Origin of the sequence: Flavitalea plasmicola, from assembly GCF_030546645.1 — a bacterium.
GTDB lineage: Bacteria > Bacteroidota > Bacteroidia > Chitinophagales > Chitinophagaceae > Puia.
In genome coordinates this window covers 1-16,222 of sequence record NZ_JAUOTO010000003.1, presented here as the reverse complement: position 1 = coordinate 16,222, position 16,222 = coordinate 1, and the positions used below count along the sequence as shown (strand labels likewise).

General features: G+C 48.3%; 15 protein-coding genes and 1 tRNA gene. 7 read left to right on the top strand and 9 right to left on the bottom strand.

Annotation, left to right across the window (positions count from 1 at the left end; all coding sequences use genetic code 11):
• Positions 1-282 precede the first annotated feature (282 nt).
• The 7 genes from Q4E93_RS10140 to Q4E93_RS10110 all read right to left on the bottom strand — a co-directional run bounded on the left by Q4E93_RS10140 (position 283) and on the right by Q4E93_RS10110 (position 9,209).
• Positions 283-1,980 carry a HAMP domain-containing sensor histidine kinase gene (locus Q4E93_RS10140; protein WP_303584832.1) on the bottom strand — a complete coding sequence of 566 codons (1,698 nt, stop codon included), beginning with the start codon at positions 1,978-1,980 and terminating at the stop codon, positions 283-285.
• Position 1,981: 1 nt separating this feature from the next.
• Entirely contained in the window at positions 1,982-3,127 is a 1,146-nt protein-coding gene (locus Q4E93_RS10135) for a sensor protein KdpD (RefSeq protein ID WP_303584830.1), read from the bottom strand.
• The gene (locus Q4E93_RS10130; RefSeq protein WP_303584828.1) at positions 3,127-3,690 is read right to left on the bottom strand and encodes a K(+)-transporting ATPase subunit C; all 564 of its coding nucleotides are present in this window, start codon (positions 3,688-3,690) and stop codon (positions 3,127-3,129) included. Before Q4E93_RS10130 ends, Q4E93_RS10135 begins: the two co-directional genes overlap by 1 nt.
• 1 nt (position 3,691) lies before the next feature.
• The gene (gene kdpB, locus Q4E93_RS10125) at positions 3,692-5,767 is read right to left on the bottom strand and encodes a potassium-transporting ATPase subunit KdpB (RefSeq protein WP_303584827.1); all 2,076 of its coding nucleotides are present in this window, start codon (positions 5,765-5,767) and stop codon (positions 3,692-3,694) included.
• Between the two features lie 11 nt (positions 5,768-5,778).
• On the bottom strand, positions 5,779-7,485 hold the full coding sequence (gene kdpA / locus Q4E93_RS10120; RefSeq protein WP_303584825.1) for a potassium-transporting ATPase subunit KdpA: 1,707 nt from the start codon (positions 7,483-7,485) through the stop codon (positions 5,779-5,781).
• An 18-nt stretch (positions 7,486-7,503) separates the two neighbouring features.
• Positions 7,504-7,581, bottom strand: coding sequence for a K(+)-transporting ATPase subunit F (gene kdpF, locus Q4E93_RS10115; RefSeq protein ID WP_303586312.1), 78 nt, complete (start codon positions 7,579-7,581; stop codon positions 7,504-7,506).
• Positions 7,582-7,853: 272 nt separating this feature from the next.
• Positions 7,854-9,209 carry a sigma-54-dependent transcriptional regulator gene (locus Q4E93_RS10110; protein ID WP_303584823.1) on the bottom strand — a complete coding sequence of 452 codons (1,356 nt, stop codon included), beginning with the start codon at positions 9,207-9,209 and terminating at the stop codon, positions 7,854-7,856.
• A gap of 72 nt (positions 9,210-9,281) precedes the next feature.
• Here Q4E93_RS10110 and Q4E93_RS10105 point away from each other — a divergent pair.
• Positions 9,282-9,368 (top strand) — tRNA-Ser (locus Q4E93_RS10105).
• 250 nt (positions 9,369-9,618) lie between these two features.
• Positions 9,619-10,884 carry a site-specific integrase gene (locus Q4E93_RS10100; protein ID WP_303584822.1) on the top strand — a complete coding sequence of 422 codons (1,266 nt, stop codon included), beginning with the start codon at positions 9,619-9,621 and terminating at the stop codon, positions 10,882-10,884.
• Positions 10,885-10,907: 23 nt separating this feature from the next.
• Here the strand turns inward: Q4E93_RS10100 and Q4E93_RS10095 are convergent, their stop codons facing one another.
• Positions 10,908-11,174, bottom strand: coding sequence for a hypothetical protein (locus Q4E93_RS10095; RefSeq protein WP_303584820.1), 267 nt, complete (start codon positions 11,172-11,174; stop codon positions 10,908-10,910).
• A 427-nt stretch (positions 11,175-11,601) separates the two neighbouring features.
• Here Q4E93_RS10095 and Q4E93_RS10090 point away from each other — a divergent pair, with 427 nt between their 5' ends.
• From Q4E93_RS10090 to Q4E93_RS10070, 5 genes are all read left to right on the top strand, one after another.
• Complete coding sequence (locus Q4E93_RS10090) at positions 11,602-12,204, top strand: hypothetical protein (RefSeq protein WP_303584818.1); 603 nt, start codon at positions 11,602-11,604, stop codon at positions 12,202-12,204.
• 397 nt (positions 12,205-12,601) lie between these two features.
• The gene (locus Q4E93_RS10085; protein WP_303584816.1) at positions 12,602-12,709 is read left to right on the top strand and encodes an Arm DNA-binding domain-containing protein; all 108 of its coding nucleotides are present in this window, start codon (positions 12,602-12,604) and stop codon (positions 12,707-12,709) included.
• Positions 12,710-12,796: 87 nt separating this feature from the next.
• Positions 12,797-13,228: a phage integrase SAM-like domain-containing protein gene (locus Q4E93_RS10080; RefSeq protein ID WP_303584815.1), complete on the top strand. Its 432-nt coding sequence runs from the start codon at positions 12,797-12,799 to the stop codon at positions 13,226-13,228.
• Between the two features lie 51 nt (positions 13,229-13,279).
• Positions 13,280-13,597 carry a site-specific integrase gene (locus Q4E93_RS10075; RefSeq protein ID WP_303584814.1) on the top strand — a complete coding sequence of 106 codons (318 nt, stop codon included), beginning with the start codon at positions 13,280-13,282 and terminating at the stop codon, positions 13,595-13,597.
• Between the two features lie 375 nt (positions 13,598-13,972).
• The gene (locus Q4E93_RS10070) at positions 13,973-15,238 is read left to right on the top strand and encodes a WD40 repeat domain-containing protein (RefSeq protein ID WP_303584813.1); all 1,266 of its coding nucleotides are present in this window, start codon (positions 13,973-13,975) and stop codon (positions 15,236-15,238) included.
• 272 nt (positions 15,239-15,510) lie between these two features.
• Here Q4E93_RS10070 and Q4E93_RS10065 read toward each other — a convergent pair.
• Positions 15,511-16,222: IS3 family transposase (locus Q4E93_RS10065; RefSeq protein WP_303584812.1), on the bottom strand; the 712-nt coding region annotated here is incomplete at its 5' end.

Below are 16,222 nucleotides of genomic sequence, written 5' to 3'. Positions count from 1 at the left end.
GGGGATGCACTAATCAAATACCATAACCATTAAACCTTATCCTATTAGAACATGAATGTACTTCTTTTTCCAATAACAGACAAAAAACTTCTGCGGTCATTTGTGCCGAAATCCTAAAAACGGTAGGTATAAACACTTATTAATGATGTAGTTAACTTTGTAATTTTTTTTTGGGCTCCTTCCGGACGTTCATTTTGCCCTTTTCTGCCGTCAAATGACATGATTTTACCTGTTTTTTTGACGTTTATCCCTCATAGGACAGTGGCCTTTTGCAGAAGGATATCATGCGGCCGTAAAGGCGAAGCCGAACTGGCTGCCTTCCCCGAGATGGCTGTCGACCCAGATGCTTCCTCCTTGTGCTTCGATGAATTCTTTGGAAATGGACAGCCCCAGTCCGGTGCCATTGTGGTCGTGTGAGCCCGGTACTTTAAAATATCTGTCGAAGATCCTGGGAAGGTATTTCTCTTCGATGCCATTGCCATGGTCTTTTACAAGGAACTCTATCTTGTCTCCCTTTTTTGCGGCGATCACCTCGACGCCCGACCTTTCCGGCGAATACTTGATGGCGTTAGTCAGGAAGTTTATCAGCACCCAGGACGTTTTCTCCACATCGGCCTGGATCATCGGCAGGTTGCTTGCAACAGAGGTCCGTATCTGCACATGCTTCTGCTGAGCCTGGAACTGGACGGCATGTATGGCCTGTGCGACAATTGCCACGGGATCCGCGGACTGCAGCTTCAGCTGGATCTTTCCCGTCTCCACCTGCGACATGTTGAGCAGCTCTCCTGTGATCTTCAGCAGCCTGTCGGCATCTTCGGTGATGCCCTGGATCAATTCCATTTGTTCTCCGCTGAGCTGCCCCACCCGCAGGTCCGTCAATAGCCGGGCGCTCATCTTGATGGAAGAAAGGGGTGTCTTCAGCTCATGGGACACGGTGGCGATGAAATTGGTTTTCGCTTCGTTCAGTTCATGGAAAGGAGTGATGTTGCGCAGGACGATCACCTGCCCGATGACGGCGGCGTTATTGGTAACGTCGAGCACATCTTTATTGAAATAGCTTTCCTTGCCGTCAGCATAGATCTTCAATTCCTTTTTTGACGCCTCTTCCTGCAGGAGCGTCCGCATCAAATCGTTGGTCAGCGCGACATCGGGTGCATATTTGCCGGCGATATCCGTCTCTTTCAGCCCCAGCAGCTTTTCTGCCACGGCATTCATGAAAAGCACGCCCCTCTTTTCATCCAGCCCGATGATGCCGTCCCGCATCTGGTTAATGATGGTCTCTATCCGGCTCTTCTCGAATTTTATCCTGGCCAGGTTGCTGCTTTCGTACTCATCCAGCTTGCCTGCCATAATATTGAAGGCGTTGGCCAGGTCGCCGAACTCGTCCTTCTGTTTGAGATAGATCCGTTTCTTGTAATTTTTACCGGCAATCTCCTGGATGCCTTCGGAGAGACTGCGGATGGGTCCGGAGATCACCCCGGGCAGGTTGAAAATAAACGTAAAAGCCACCAGGGTGAGGATAGTAAAGACGACGGTCAGCGTGTTTTTTGCATTTTCGGCTGTATGCTGGGCGGCGTTGCTCTTCCGCTGGATCGCCATTTCATTCAATTCCTGGATCTGGTAAATAGCCCGTCGGATATCGATGAAATTGGAGGTGTCCGTAGGGGTGGCCAGCATCTCTTTAAAGTTCTTTGTCAGCTCGTCTGTCACTTCCTTCTCCCCTACTTCGGTGATATTCGCCTGTTGCTTTTGAAGGTTGTCCCGGAATATCTGTTCCGCATCCTTCTGTATGTGAATATTCTCCAGCGCGCCAAGCATCCGGTTGCAATATACCAGGGATTCATGGTTGTTTTTCAGGACCTGCCGGCCATCATTGCTGAGGCGGTTGATATAAAAAAGACCCAGGACGCCAAACAACAGGATGACGATAAAGAGGAAGACCAGTCCCAGGGATAATTTTGTTTTTAGTCGTATGCTCATATCAGGAAAGTATTACCACGTCAATGTCGGATGCGGCCAGCTTGGTCAACAGCTGGTTGAAAACAGCCGTGCTCACAATGACATTATATAGACTAAGGTGCGGCTTGCCGATGCAAATGGTGGTGATGGCATGCTGTTCCGCCGTCTCCATGATCCCTTTGGCAATATTACTTTGTTTTATTTTAATAACCTCGGCGCCCAGCTCCGTCGCCAGCTTGAAATTATTGATCAGGTGCCGTTGTGCCGCCAGGCCTATTTTGTCCCCGTCCTCCCGCGGCGTCTGTACATATAGCACGACCCATTTTGAATGATAGTACGTGGCCAGCCTGGCCGTCTTGCGGATGACCTTTTTAGCCGTCTCATGGTTGCTGCTGATGCAGGCGAGGAAACGTTCCGGCCGCAGGTGGGCGCCTCTTGGCAATTCGGTCTCGATCTTCCTTTCCACCTGGGAAGCCACTTCTTTCAGGGCCAGCTCCCGCAGCTGCAGGATCTTGTCCGGCTGAAAAAAGTTCTTCAGGGCGATGGCGATCTTGTCCTGCGCATAGATCCTGCCCTCCTTCAGGCGGGTAACCAGCTCATCGGCCGTAAGATCGATGTTCACCACCTCATCGGCCGACCGCAATACGCTGTCCGGGATCCTTTCGGCGACTTCCACGCCCGTGATGTTCTTCACCTCTTCGTTGAGACTTTCTATATGCTGGATATTCACGGCACTGATGACATTGATGCCGGCGTCCAGGATATCCATCACGTCCTGCCAGCGCTTTTCATTTTTACTGCCTTCGATATTGGTATGGGCCAGCTCGTCGACCACCACCACTTCCGGATGGAGGTTGATCACCGCCTGGACATCCAGCTCTTCCAGCTCTTTGCCCCTGTAGAACAGCTTCCTTCTCGGCAGGACCGGCAGGCCTTCCAGTTGAAGGTGTGTCTCCTTGCGGCCATGTGTCTCGATATACCCGATCTTCACATCTACGCCATTGCGCAGAAGGGATTGGGCCTCCTGCAACATGCGGTAGGTCTTGCCCACGCCCGCGCTCATGCCGATGTAGATCTTGAATTTACCCCGGCGGGAATTCCGTATCAGCTCCAGGAAGTGCTGGACGTTGGGATCATGATTGCCGGTTATGGTTTCTTCGTCCGCCATCAATGTAGATTATCCAATGCGATGTTCAATTTCAGCACGTTTACTTTGGAAGGCCCCAATAAACCCATCAACGGCCCTTCCGTATTTTTATCTATGAGCAACTGCAGCTGCTGTTCCGTAAGTTTCCGGACGGCAGCGATGCGTTTCACCTGCACTTTTGCTCCGGCCGGCGACAGGTCGGGGTCCAGGCCGCCGCCTGAGTAAGTTACTAATTCCGACGGAATATCTTCTTTCTTTACGCCCGGGTTGTGCGCAAGAAAGGTATCGACCTTCGCCTGTACATCCTTCAGGTAATCCGGGTTGGACGGACCTTTGTTGCTGCCGGCGCTGCCGGCGGCGTTGTATCCCACGGCGGATGGGCGGCCCCAGAAATATTTGTCCTGGGTGAAGCTTTGTCCTTCAAGGGCAAAGCCTACCACTTTTCCATTGACAGATATCTTCTCTCCCTGCCCATGGGCCGGAGATGCCTGGGCAATGCCCCAGATAAGTAAGGTATAGACGCCGCAGAAGAAGCCGATACAGACGGCGGTAAGCTTCAGGGCGGGCAGAATATGTTGTCGCATTTTAAAACCAGTTTGATATTATTAAATCAATTAGCTTAATTCCTATAAAGGGAACCACTACCCCGCCAAACCCATAGATCAGCAGGTTGCGGCGCAACAGGGCGCTGGCGCCAATGGGTTTATAATTGATCCCCCGAAGGGCCAGCGGTATCAGCAGGGGAATGATAATGGCATTGAAGATGACAGCCGATAGGATGGCGCTTTCAGGACTGTGCAGGTGCATGATGTTCAGGGCCTGCAATCCGGGGATGGAGGCGATGAACAGAGCCGGTACGATGGCAAAGTATTTCGCCACGTCATTGGCTATGGAAAAAGTGGTCAGCGTACCCCGTGTCATCAGCAATTGCTTGCCTATCTCTACGATCTCTATCAGCTTGGTGGGATCGTTGTCCAGGTCGACCATATTTCCCGCTTCTTTGGCAGCCTGTGTCCCGCTGTTCATGGCTACGCCTACATCGGCCTGGGCCAGCGCCGGTGCGTCATTGGTACCATCCCCCATCATTGCTACCAGCTTGCCACCCTGTTGTTCTCGCTTTATATAGTTCATCTTATCTTCCGGCTTGGCTTCCGCGATGAAGTCGTCCACGCCTGCTTTTTCGGCAATGAACTTTGCCGTCAGTGGGTTGTCACCCGTGACCATCACCGTCTTCACGCCCATTTTACGGAGACGTTCGAAGCGTTCCTGTATACCAGGCTTGATAATGTCCTGGAGCTCGATGACGCCCAGCGCTTTTCCGTTCTGGCTTACGGCCAGGGGCGTCCCCCCATTGGAGGCGATCTCTTTCACTCTCAGCTCCGTGGCATCCGGAAAATTATTGCCGGCGCGCGTTACGATGGTCCTGATGGCATCGAAGGCGCCCTTTCGGATAAAAACCCCTTGTCCTCCATTGGTCTCCTGGGCAGTCTCCAACAGGTCCACTCCACTGCACCGGGTCTCGGCGGTGAAAGCCACGAACCTGGCGCTCTTTGTAGCATAAGCATGCGGGTTCAGTCCTGCCAGTTCGATGATGGACTTGCCTTCAGGTGTTTCATCCGCCAGCGAGGCGAGTACACAGGCCTCTATAAAAGCTTTCTCGTCCACACCAGGTGCAGGCCAGAAGTGCGTAGCCTTACGGTTGCCGATGGTGATGGTCCCTGTTTTGTCTAAGAGCAGGGTGTCCAGGTCTCCTGCGGTCTCCACCGCCTTACCGCTCTTGGTAATGACGTTTGCCCTCAAGGCCCTGTCCATGCCGGCTATACCGATGGCGCTCAGCAATCCGCCAATGGTGGTGGGTATGAGGCATACGAATAACGAGATAAAGGCCGCAATAGTAATAGGTGTGCTGGCATAGTCCCCGAATGGTTTCAGGGTCACGCACACGATGATAAAAATGATGGTAAAGCCTGCCAGCAGGATGGTAAGGGCGATCTCATTGGGCGTCTTCTGCCGGGAAGCGCCTTCCACCAGCGCGATCATCTTATCCAGGAAGCTTTCGCCAGGTTGCGTGGTCACACGTACTTTAATTTTATCGCTCAGCACTTTGGTGCCCCCTGTGACGCTCGATTTATCGCCGCCTGCCTCCCGGATCACGGGTGCGCTTTCGCCGGTGATGGCGCTCTCGTCGATGGTAGCCAGTCCTTCGATGATCTCTCCATCCATGGGGATAGTGTCGCCCGCTTCGCAAACAAAGACATCGCCTTTTTTTAATTGCGAGGAAGGGATGGTCTTTATTTCGCCTACGTAGATCTCTCCTACGGGAAAGACCTTTTTGGCGGGAGTGTCTTCTCTTGTCCTGCGGAGACTATCCGCCTGGGCTTTGCCTCTTGCTTCGGCGATGGCCTCTGCGAAGTTGGCGAAGAGCAGGGTGACAAAGAGTACGATGAAGACGACCAGGTTGTAAACAAAGCTGCCTTGTGACTTTTCCCCTGCCAGGATCCAAATACAGACCGCCAGCATCACAGCTGTTCCTATTTCCACGGTGAACATGACAGGATTACGAAACAGGATACGGGGGTTGAGCTTGATAAAAGATTGCCGGATCGCCTCCCGTACCAGGGCCGGCTCGAACAATTTATTTGCTTTATTATGTGTTGCCATTTTCTTTCAATTTAAGGATGGGTCATACCAAAAAATTCCGCAATGGGTCCCAATGCCAGGGCCGGGAAGAAGGATAGGGCCGCCACGATGATGATGACCGCGAAAGTCATGATACCAAAGGTGCCTGTGTCGGTCTTCAGGGTACCGGCGCTCTCCGGCACATATTTCTTTTTGGCCAGGATACCGGCGATGGCGAGGGGCCCGATGATGGGCAGGAAACGAGACAGGATCATCACGATCCCGCAGGTGATGTTCCAGAAAGGAACGCCGTCGCCCAGCCCTTCAAAGCCGCTGCCGTTGTTGGCCGAAGAGGAAGTGTATTCATATAACATCTCCGAAAAGCCATGATAGCCGGGGTTGTTCAGCCAGCTGGCATAAGCTTTCGGGTCATGCGCAAAGAGATACGAGGATAATGCCGTGAAGGAAAGGATCAGCAAAGTATGCAGCAGGGCGATGATCGTCGCGATCTTCATTTCCTTTGCCTCGATCTTTTTCCCCAAAAACTCCGGTGTCCTGCCTACCATCAGACCGCTGATAAAGACCGCGATGATGATGAAAATATAGAAGTTGAGGAAACCTACCCCCACACCGCCATAGAAAGAGTTGATCATCATGCCCCAAAGGGCGAACATGCCTGTCAATGGGGTAAAGCTGTCGTGCATGGCGTTCACCGAGCCATTGGAAGTTACCGTCGTTGTCACGCCCCAATAAGCCGAAGCCGCAGAACCAAAGCGAACTTCCTTGCCCTCCATACTGCCCAGGTTCTGATGGACGCCCATGCCGGCGACAGCCGGGTTGCCTTTCATTTCATAGTAGATGGAAGGGATTACTAAGAGGAGGAAGCCCACAGTCATCACGCCGAAGACCACCCAGGCGAATTTTTTTCTTTTCAGGATATGCCCCAGGGCAAAGACCATGGCGATCGGGATAAGGATAATGCTGATATCTTCCGCCATATTGGTGAGATAGTTGGGATTTTCCATCGGCTGGGCAGAGTTGGCGCCGAAGAAGCCGCCCCCATTCGTACCTAATTGCTTGATGGCAATCATCGCCGCCGCCGGTCCGCGACTGACATGCACCGTGTCTCCCTGCATGGAAATGAATTGATCCTTCCCCTGGAAGGTCATCGGTGTTCCATTGAATAAAAGTATGACCGCCAGGATGATGGAAAGAGGCAGCAACACCCGTGTACAGCTGCGTACAAAATAGTAATAGAAATTCCCCGGCTTTTCCGTGGTTCTTTCCCGCATAGCATTGAACACCACGGCACAGGCGGCCATACCGGCGCCGGCGCTGATGAACTGGAAAAGCATCAGCACCATCTGTCCCAGGTAAGAGACGCCCGTTTCACCGGAATAATGCTGCAAATTTGTATTCGATACAAAGCTGATAGTGGTATTGAAAGCCAGGTCCGCCGGCATGGAAGGGTTCCCGTCGGGGTTGAGGGGCAGCCAGCTCATGTTCATCAGGATGAGCATGGAAAAAAGGAACCACACCAGGTTCATGGTTAGCAGGGCCGCCAGGTGTTGTTTCCAGTTCATTTCCTTTTCCGGCTTGATCCCGCTCAACTTATAAAAGAGTTTGTCAATAGGGTTGAAAAGACGGTCGGACCAGTTGGCTTCACCCATGTATATCTTGCCGATGAATTTCCCCAGCGGGATGGCCAGCAGGATCGTGATGGCATACATGGCGATGACGCCTGTTATTTCTGTGTTCATGATCTTTCGTTTTAAGGCTTAGAATTTTTCCGGTCTTATGAGTACATAGCAGAGGTAACCGAAGACCAGGATGGAGATAATAAAAAGGAGTAACATGGTTTTATATTTTGTCAAAGAAATCGATGGCTTTGAAGAAGAGGGCGAAGCAGACGAGCCCCGCCAGGATCAGGATGATTGTCAGCATAGCTTTTCTAATTTAGTCTGCCAGGATAGGCCAAACGAGGTGCCCGAAGCAGGTAAGGGCTCATAGAAGGATGGTTATTAATTACATATAGTTTTTTATCCCGGCCGGCCATGAGATGGCGCCGTACCAAAATGGAAAGGTAATTTTCAAAATGGAAATGCCCGGAGACTTGGGATCACCGTTCTCAGGCTTCGAAGCTGAGGTGGTATTCGTCTATTTTCCTGTACAAGGTGGTGAGGCCGATATTCAGCAGGCGGGCGGCTTCTGTCTTATTGCCTTTGGTGTGGTTCAGCACTCGTTGGATGTGGAGCTTTTCCACGCTGGCCAGGTCAAACGCAGAGAGAGGGCCATGATGTTTTGAAGAAGCATACCTGAGGTCCGTGGGAAGATCGTTCACTGTCAGCTCCGGCCCATCGGAGAGGATGGTTGCTCTTTCGATGATGTTTTTCAGCTCCCGGATATTGCCTTTCCAGTCATGCTGCTGGAGCTGGGCCAGGAAATCCTTGCTCATGCCGTCGATACGTTTAGCACCCTTGGCGGCGAATATCTTCAGATAATAAGTGGCGATCAGGGGTATGTCCTTTTTTCTTTCCCGCAAAGGAGGCAGGGAGATGGAGAATACATTGAGGCGGTAATAAAGATCTTCCCGGAACTTACCTTCCGTTGCTTCCAGCTGCAGGTCCCTATTGGTGGCTGCGATGATCCGGACGTCCACTTTTGTGGGGCGGGTGTCCCCTACTTTAATAAATTCGTGGGTCTCCAGGACCCTCAGCAGTTTGGCCTGGAGGTCAATATGCATTTCACCTATCTCATCCAGGAAGAGGGTCCCGGTGTTGGCCTCTTCGATAAGGCCTTTTTTGTCCTTTGTAGCCCCCGTGAACGCGCCCGTCTTGTGACCGAAGAGCTCGCTTTCCAGTAACTCTTTGCCAAAGGCGCTGCAATTCAACGCGACAAAGGGCTTGCCGCTGCGTTTACTACCGTTGTGGATGGCCTGGGCAAAGACTTCCTTTCCAGTGCCCGTCTCACCGAGCAGCAGCACATTGGCTTCGCTGGGCGCCACCTTTTTTGCCATATTGATTGCGTCGATGATAGCGGGCGATTCACCCAGGATACCTTCGAACGTATATTTTTTTCCCACCTGCAGTTCCAGCTGACGTACCCGTTTCTGGAGTTGCCCTTTTTCCATGGCCCTGGACAGAAGAGGGATAATTTTATCATTGTCATCGCCTTTTGTGATGTAGTCGAAAGCGCCGTTCTTCATAGCACGCACCCCGTCGGCAATATTTCCGTAGGCGGTGAGCAGGATCACCTCCAGGGAGGGGAAGCGTGCCTTCACGTCCTGCACAAAGTCGACACCATTGCCATCCGGCAGCTTCACGTCACAGAACAGGACATCGACGGCTTCTTTTTCCAATAGTTTACCCCCTTGTTTTAGGTTTTCGGCCTCCAGCACGGCGTATCCCTCCAGACGGATGATCCTGGCCAGAAGGGTGCGGAGTTTCTCTTCGTCGTCGATGATGAGCACGATACCGGTAGACATGAAAAGGAAATTAGGGTGCAAAACTAGGCGAAAAACACTACATTTGTTGCCCGGCTTTTCAAAAGCCCGACCGGAGAGGTGGCAGAGCGGTCGATTGTGGCGGTCTCGAAAACCGTTGTGCGGGCAACCGTACCGAGGGTTCGAATCCCTCCCTCTCCGCTGAGTAGATACTCAACCGAATCAAAAGCCTGCAAAACCTGGTGTTTTCAGGCTTTTTGCTTTGCAGGCACTGCCGGAAAGTTCCGTTTTGTCCCGTTTTCTTAGTGAGTAATTCATGAGTCGTGGATCGTCCGACAAAATGACTCACTGGAAATCACTGAAACAGGCCACCACTGCGGATTCTGCATAGGCAACCCTCGATAAAGGGCGTATACAATTGCTAATTTTAAAACCATTAAAGCATTTGTGTATGAACTCGAAGAGTTTTGGTCTGCTTTTCTACCTCAAAAAGCCGAAAGGTTATGTCAAGGGCAATCGCTCCATCTATCTAAGAATCACTGTCAATGGCATTGCCAAAGAATCCTCTCTCCAAAGAACCTGGGACCCTGACCGATGGAATTCCGACAGCGGACGGGCAACCGGAACTAAAAACGATGCAAGAGCGCTGAATGCCTATCTCGACACCTTGGAAGCCAAGGCCCACGAAGCCCGTCACCAGCTCATTTTGGATAGCAAGACTGTCACTGCCGCGGCTGTCCGCAATCTTTTACAAGGCCGAGCTGTCGACGGAGAACGCCCCAGAATGTTATTGGAGGTCTTCCAGCATCATAATGACCAGATCGCCGCCCTGATCGGAAAAGAATATGCCCCGGCGACACTAACCAGGTACAAAACAGCTTTGGCCCATACGCGAGCCTATTTAGAATGGAAATTCAAGGTTCTCGATCTGGATATTCGAAAATTGAACTACGAGTTTATTTCCGAGTTTGAGTTTTGGTTCAAAAGTGTACAGCGCTGTGATCACAACACCACAATGAAATACATAGCCTGCTGCAAAAAGATCGTTTTACGCTGCATCCGGAATGGCTGGCTGTTGAGAGATCCTTTTATTGGCTTTAACATGGCTCTGAGGGAGGTAAATCGCGAAGCATTGACAGAGGACGAATTGCAGGTGATGGCCGCCAAGACCTTCGCAACAGACCGACTCGGCCAGGTCCGGGATGCCTTCCTGTTCAGTTGTTATACCGGTTTAGCCTACGCAGACATCCACAAATTGAAACGTTCCGAGATCAGTTCGGGTATCGATGGAGAGAAGTGGATTTTTACCCGTCGGCAGAAGACCGAATCGCCCACCCGATTGCCCATTTTACCTGCCGGAATGCGCATATTGGAAAAGTATGCCAACCATCCTATATGTCAGACAAAAGATCGGGTATTGCCCATATTAAGTAATCAAAAAATGAACGCATATCTGAAGGAAATTGCGGACTGCTGCGGGATCACCAAACGACTGACTTTTCATATCGCCAGGCACACTTTTGCGACCACCGTTACCCTGGGCAATGGCGTGCCGATTGAAACGGTTTCAAAGATGCTCGGACATAAGAATTTGAAGACAACCCAGCACTATGCGAAAGTCCTGGATCGAAAGGTAAGTCAGGACATGCAGGTACTTAAAGAAAAGTTGAATGGGAAAGTTTATCATTGCGCCGAAAAGGGCGGCGAAAAAAGATAATTTTTTTCCTTTCCCAAGCACTTTTAATGTTCGGTTGGATCATATTCAGGATAGCGACTGTAGAACTCTTTTTTCCGGTTCTCCAGCCAGCTATGAATACCCAAAAATTCAACGTCGTCGATCAATTTTGTGTAAGCTTTTTCGGCATCCGATTCCGACCCTAACATAAGCGGAATATTATGCAATAAATTGCACAACCCGAATGTCTGGTTATCGCCTTTTTTATAGCTCTTTTCCCGTATTTCTACGATCGAAATATAAAGAACATAAAGTAAGAAATGCTTTTCCATTTAATATTCAATTTTGGACGGAAACACGATATCGATAGAACTTGAAATCAATTGGACAGGGGCTTCCTGCCTTGTGCAATTTCTGGTTTTTCCTTCAACATCCAGTGATTTTTCCGATATTCATTTAAACGCAGCATTTTGAGATTGCCTGCTTCGCGTGCAATCGGCCAGATGTACCGTTGTCAGACAACGGGGTCTCCGACCAGGTAGAAGGCACTCCGGAGTCGCGCCTTCGGAAGCCCTAAAGAAGATTTTGTGAGCTCAAAAGCTGGCCTAGATTTCGAGTGCATAGTTTGATAAAGATGCTGAGGAAAAGAAAAATATACCTGACAGAAGGCCGCATACCTTATCGACACTTCAAAATTTTAATCTCTAATTATTTCCGTAATTTTCGGAATTCAGATTATTTAGGAATAAAAATTTAGCAATGGAACTAATAAGCAAAGTATATCCTCTGATCGTACCGAAAGACTATTATTTGAAAGGTACATGGGAACTACCGCATCATGTTTTTCCAATCCAAGACTTTATACTTACCTGGGTGGTTTTTGAAGGTAATGATTCGATGCAATACATCACTGAGAAACAGTTCGAAATTCTAACCTCCATTTCCCCCATTTGGCAACAACATTCGTTTGAGAATTTAAGAAATTTATCGAGGAAGTCAGGCAACTTTTATACTCACTCCAAACAAAGCGAAGATAAGAAACGAATAATCTTTTTATCATTTCTAAATCAGGATGGTATAGGATCAAGTCGAATTCTCTTCAAAAACGAGCTTGCGTCGGCGTTCCCGAAGGGATACAAAGTTGCTTTTCCAGATCGGAGTTGCGGGATGATAATACCAAACGGCATTCCCGAAGTGGAAATTGAAAATATCAAAAAAATGGTAAAAAAGATGCATAAAGATGCAACCATTCCAATGGCTCGACAATTATATGACCCAGAGGAATTCACTCTGCCAGCAAACTGGTCCGAGCCTTTAGACATTGAATTTTCGAAAATTTTAGTAGAATCGATAACCGATTGATCAAATTTGCCAATTACATTTCCAAACAATTGTTCCAAATGCCTAACTTTAAAGCGACAGAAATTGATACGCTCTATATTGCCGGAAATTCAAGAGTCTACTGACACAGGTTTGCAACGCTTTGATTCACAAAATATTGGAGAGTAAGTTCAAGTACCTCCCTCTCCGCATCATTAAGGTCCATTAAGGACCCAAAGCCTGTAATAGTGATTATTTACAGGCTTTTGCATTTTTTAGAGGTCAGTTGGGAGCAATAGGGACCAGTAAAGCCGGTGCCAATCCGGTGAACAGGTTTTCCGCAGCGGTGAACAGTATCTTTGTTCACCGGAGTTCATTTTTCGTGGTCGTGCGACCCGGTAAGTGCAGTTTTGATTCATCACGTAAAAATGTATTTGTTATGAGAAGCTCCAACACGTTCGGCGTACACTTTACGCTGCGCCGTAACCGTCCCGTCAATGGGAAATCCCCTCTTTATTGCCGCATCACCGTCAATGGCAGCCGCTGAGAGCTGGCCCTAAAGTATTACCTGGCTGATGGTGATTGGAATACCGGCAAGGGCGCCGCCAAGCCCCGTACCGATGAACTGAGGCATTTGAACAACTACCTGGAAGAGATCAGAGCGAAGTTGTTCCATAACTACCAGGATTTTTCCGTATCTGGTACGCTCATTACCGTCGAAGCTGTCAAAAATGCCTACCTGGGCGTACACACTTCTGGCGAAAAAGGAAATATGACCTTGCGGAAACTGGTCGAGCTACACAACCAGCATATGGAAGGCGTCATTAAACCCGGCGCCATGAAGAACTACCGGGGAACGGCCATGTACGTGCGCAAGTTCCTGGACCGGACCTATCCTGCTAAGGACATTCATTTGAAGGACATCAACTACCAATTCATCACGGCATTCGAATACTACATCCGAAACAATCCGATCAAAAAGGAATGCCCATGTACAAATAACGGTGCCATGAAGAATTTGGAGCGGTTAAAGAAAATTTTGCTTTGGGCCATCAAAAATGAATAGATAGAGAAAAATCCATTTTCGACCTTCAAACTCCGGTACAGGCCATCTTCTATGGAATATCTGCGGGAAGAAGAACTGGCCCGAATAGAGCAAAAAACCTTTGGCACGGCCATGCTGGAAAGGGTGAGGGATTTCTTTATTTTCAGCTGTTATACGGGTCTGGCTTATATTGACCTCATAGCCTTAAAACCGCACAATATCCTAACCACCGCCGATGGCTTGCAATGGATCAGGACCACGCGGAAGAAAACAGATATTCCAGTAAATGTTCCGCTCCTGCTCCAAGCCTTGACAATCCTGGAAAAATACAGGATCGAGCCCGGAACCACGCCGCGGGACACAGTATTCCCTTATGTCAGTAACCAGTAAGTGAACCGGAGCTTGAAACAAATCGCCGGGATTTGCGAAATTCCGAGAAACCTTACTTTTCATTGCGCCCGGCACACTTTTGCTACTACCGTCACCTTGTTAAATGGCGTCCCGTTGGAGACGCAGTCCAAGATTGGGATGGATATGGAATTGCTCAGGAACCGGCTGAACAGTAAAAAACCGGGAAAAGGCGCTGACATAAAAGTAATAGGTTAACTTACCTTTCTGAAAAACTGTTCCAGCGACTGCCCGGTGCGGTTTTTTGCTTGAGGCCGATATTTTTGTATTTTTTGAGATATCTAATAGATTTTCAATACTCGAAGGGAATTTAGCCTCGAATTAATAGTTCTACCAATAAACATTAGTAGCATTCAGATGAAAATAATTAAAGACAACAATGATCAGGTCTATATTAGTGATGCCACTCGTTCATTAATAGACAGGGGGTTAACCTCTTCTGACCAACTGCTACAACCTAATGAAATTGGGTTCACACTCGTCTTGGAACCTGTTTTTCATTTATCTTCTGAAAAACTGCATGAAGGCAAACGATCGTCAACAAGGCATTTGTTACATTTTCAGGAAGAAATTATACTAGATCTGGGTTGTAAAGGAGGAAGCTACTTCCATGCCTTTAAAGATTTATTATTTATCAATAGCCTCAGTGCCGTGTATGATTTCTCGGGCAATCTCGTAAAAAAGATTGACTGCACAGATACATATTCGTTTAGTATGGTCGACAAGAAAAATAACCAGCTTTTTATATTCAATAACAACCAGGTTTACGCCTTGGATGAACATTTCGATACTATCTTTAAAACGGATCAGATTATCCACAATAAAAATGTACTTACTTTCTCCAATGGCTCACCCGTAATGTTTACAAATGACTTTGTCTTTGTCGGATATGGGCAAAGCTGGGGTACCTGCTTTATCGCAAAATACGACAGGGCCAACGGCAAAATGCAAAAACTAAAGCTGGAAAAGGGATTTTGTTTGGTGGCGACTAATCCTATAGCCGGTGACCTAATTACCTATCACAAATCAAAGGCCCTATATAAGGTATATGATTCAGCCTTTCAACTAAAAGGTGAATTTTCCGGCGAAAAGGAAGATACTAGTCATGCAATTTCCCCTGATGGAAATTATTTGGTTGCTAGTTCTTCAGGAAAGAGCTTTTTAACTGCCTATAATTTAATTAGCGCCAATTCATTTAGGATTGACGTACACCCCACTGGCGACAAAAGCTACAAGGTTAAAAAGAAGGACTTAGGCATAAAAACAAGGTTCGTAGAATTTTTGGATGATAGCAATAGATTATTTATATCGGGCGATCGGTTTAGAACAATTGTGTATTCTTTTAATGACAACAGCTATCGTATCTTGAAAGGGCATGATGACAGCATACTGGATATGTTTTTCAGCGGAGTTAATGGATTCTCATTATCAACGGACCGTCAATATCTATTAACTTCTTCAACTGATTGCACCACTATTATTTGGGATAAAGATTTTAATATCCAAGGGCAACTGGTAGGTCACAACCTAGCAGTCAACCATGCAATATTTCTATCTGATATAGGGAAAATCGTTACTACTTCCGTAGATGGTACAGTACGAATTTGGAATGCTGATAAGTAACATCCAATGCCTTGTAATATATATAAATCATCCAAACATCCACCTGGCTTGTTTAAATCAGCCATTCCACAAGAATGGAGCAAGATGTATAATTGTGCACAACTACTATATCCTAAAAGACGAGTATTAATTCATTAAAAATTTGTCAATATTGCGCATATTACCTAGGTTAGTATATATGTGGAAAACTCCATTGAAAATTCCTTTACCCTGGCTTGAAAGAAGAAAAAGCTGCTACTCTTGTATCGACCCCATATAACCTGGACAGTTTTCTAAAGGTAGTTTAGTAGTTTTTCATTTTCAAAAGGGACCGGATTAATATTTTTGAACACGTGGTTCGGGGTTCGCCTATTTAAGGCACCGTGGCGCCTCTTCTCGTTGTACCACTCGTAATAGCGATCCAGAACCATTTGAGCGTGATAGATAGAATCAAATTCATACCTGTCGATCACCTCCCGCTGCAGGTTGGAATGGAACGCTTCGATATAAGCATTGTCCTCCGGTGTGCCCACGTGAGAGAACTCCTGAAGGATACCCTTGTCTTTCAGATAAGCCCTAACCACCTGAGCGATGAACTGCGATCCGTTGTCATTTCTGATGGACATGCCTTCGGCCGGGTACTCCAGCAGCATCAGCGACAGCATCACTAGGACATCTCCTTTGCGGATATGGCTTCGCAGCTGATAGATCAACACCTTTCGGCTATAGATGTCTATTACCGTCAGCAGGAGTACATTTCTGCCCGTCCCATGGATATACACATATTTGATATCCATCGCCAGGTACTGCAAGGGTCTTTCCGGCTTCAGGCTCCGGAACCGGATAAAATTACGCTTAAACGGTGCAGGTCTGATCCTGGCCCCATACAGCAGCCTGGCTTCTTTCATCAAGCGGTAGACCTTTTTGTGGTTGATGATCCATCCCAGATCCCGGAGTTCGGCCGTCATGTTTTTATACCCATAGCAGCAGAATTCCTGCCTCAGC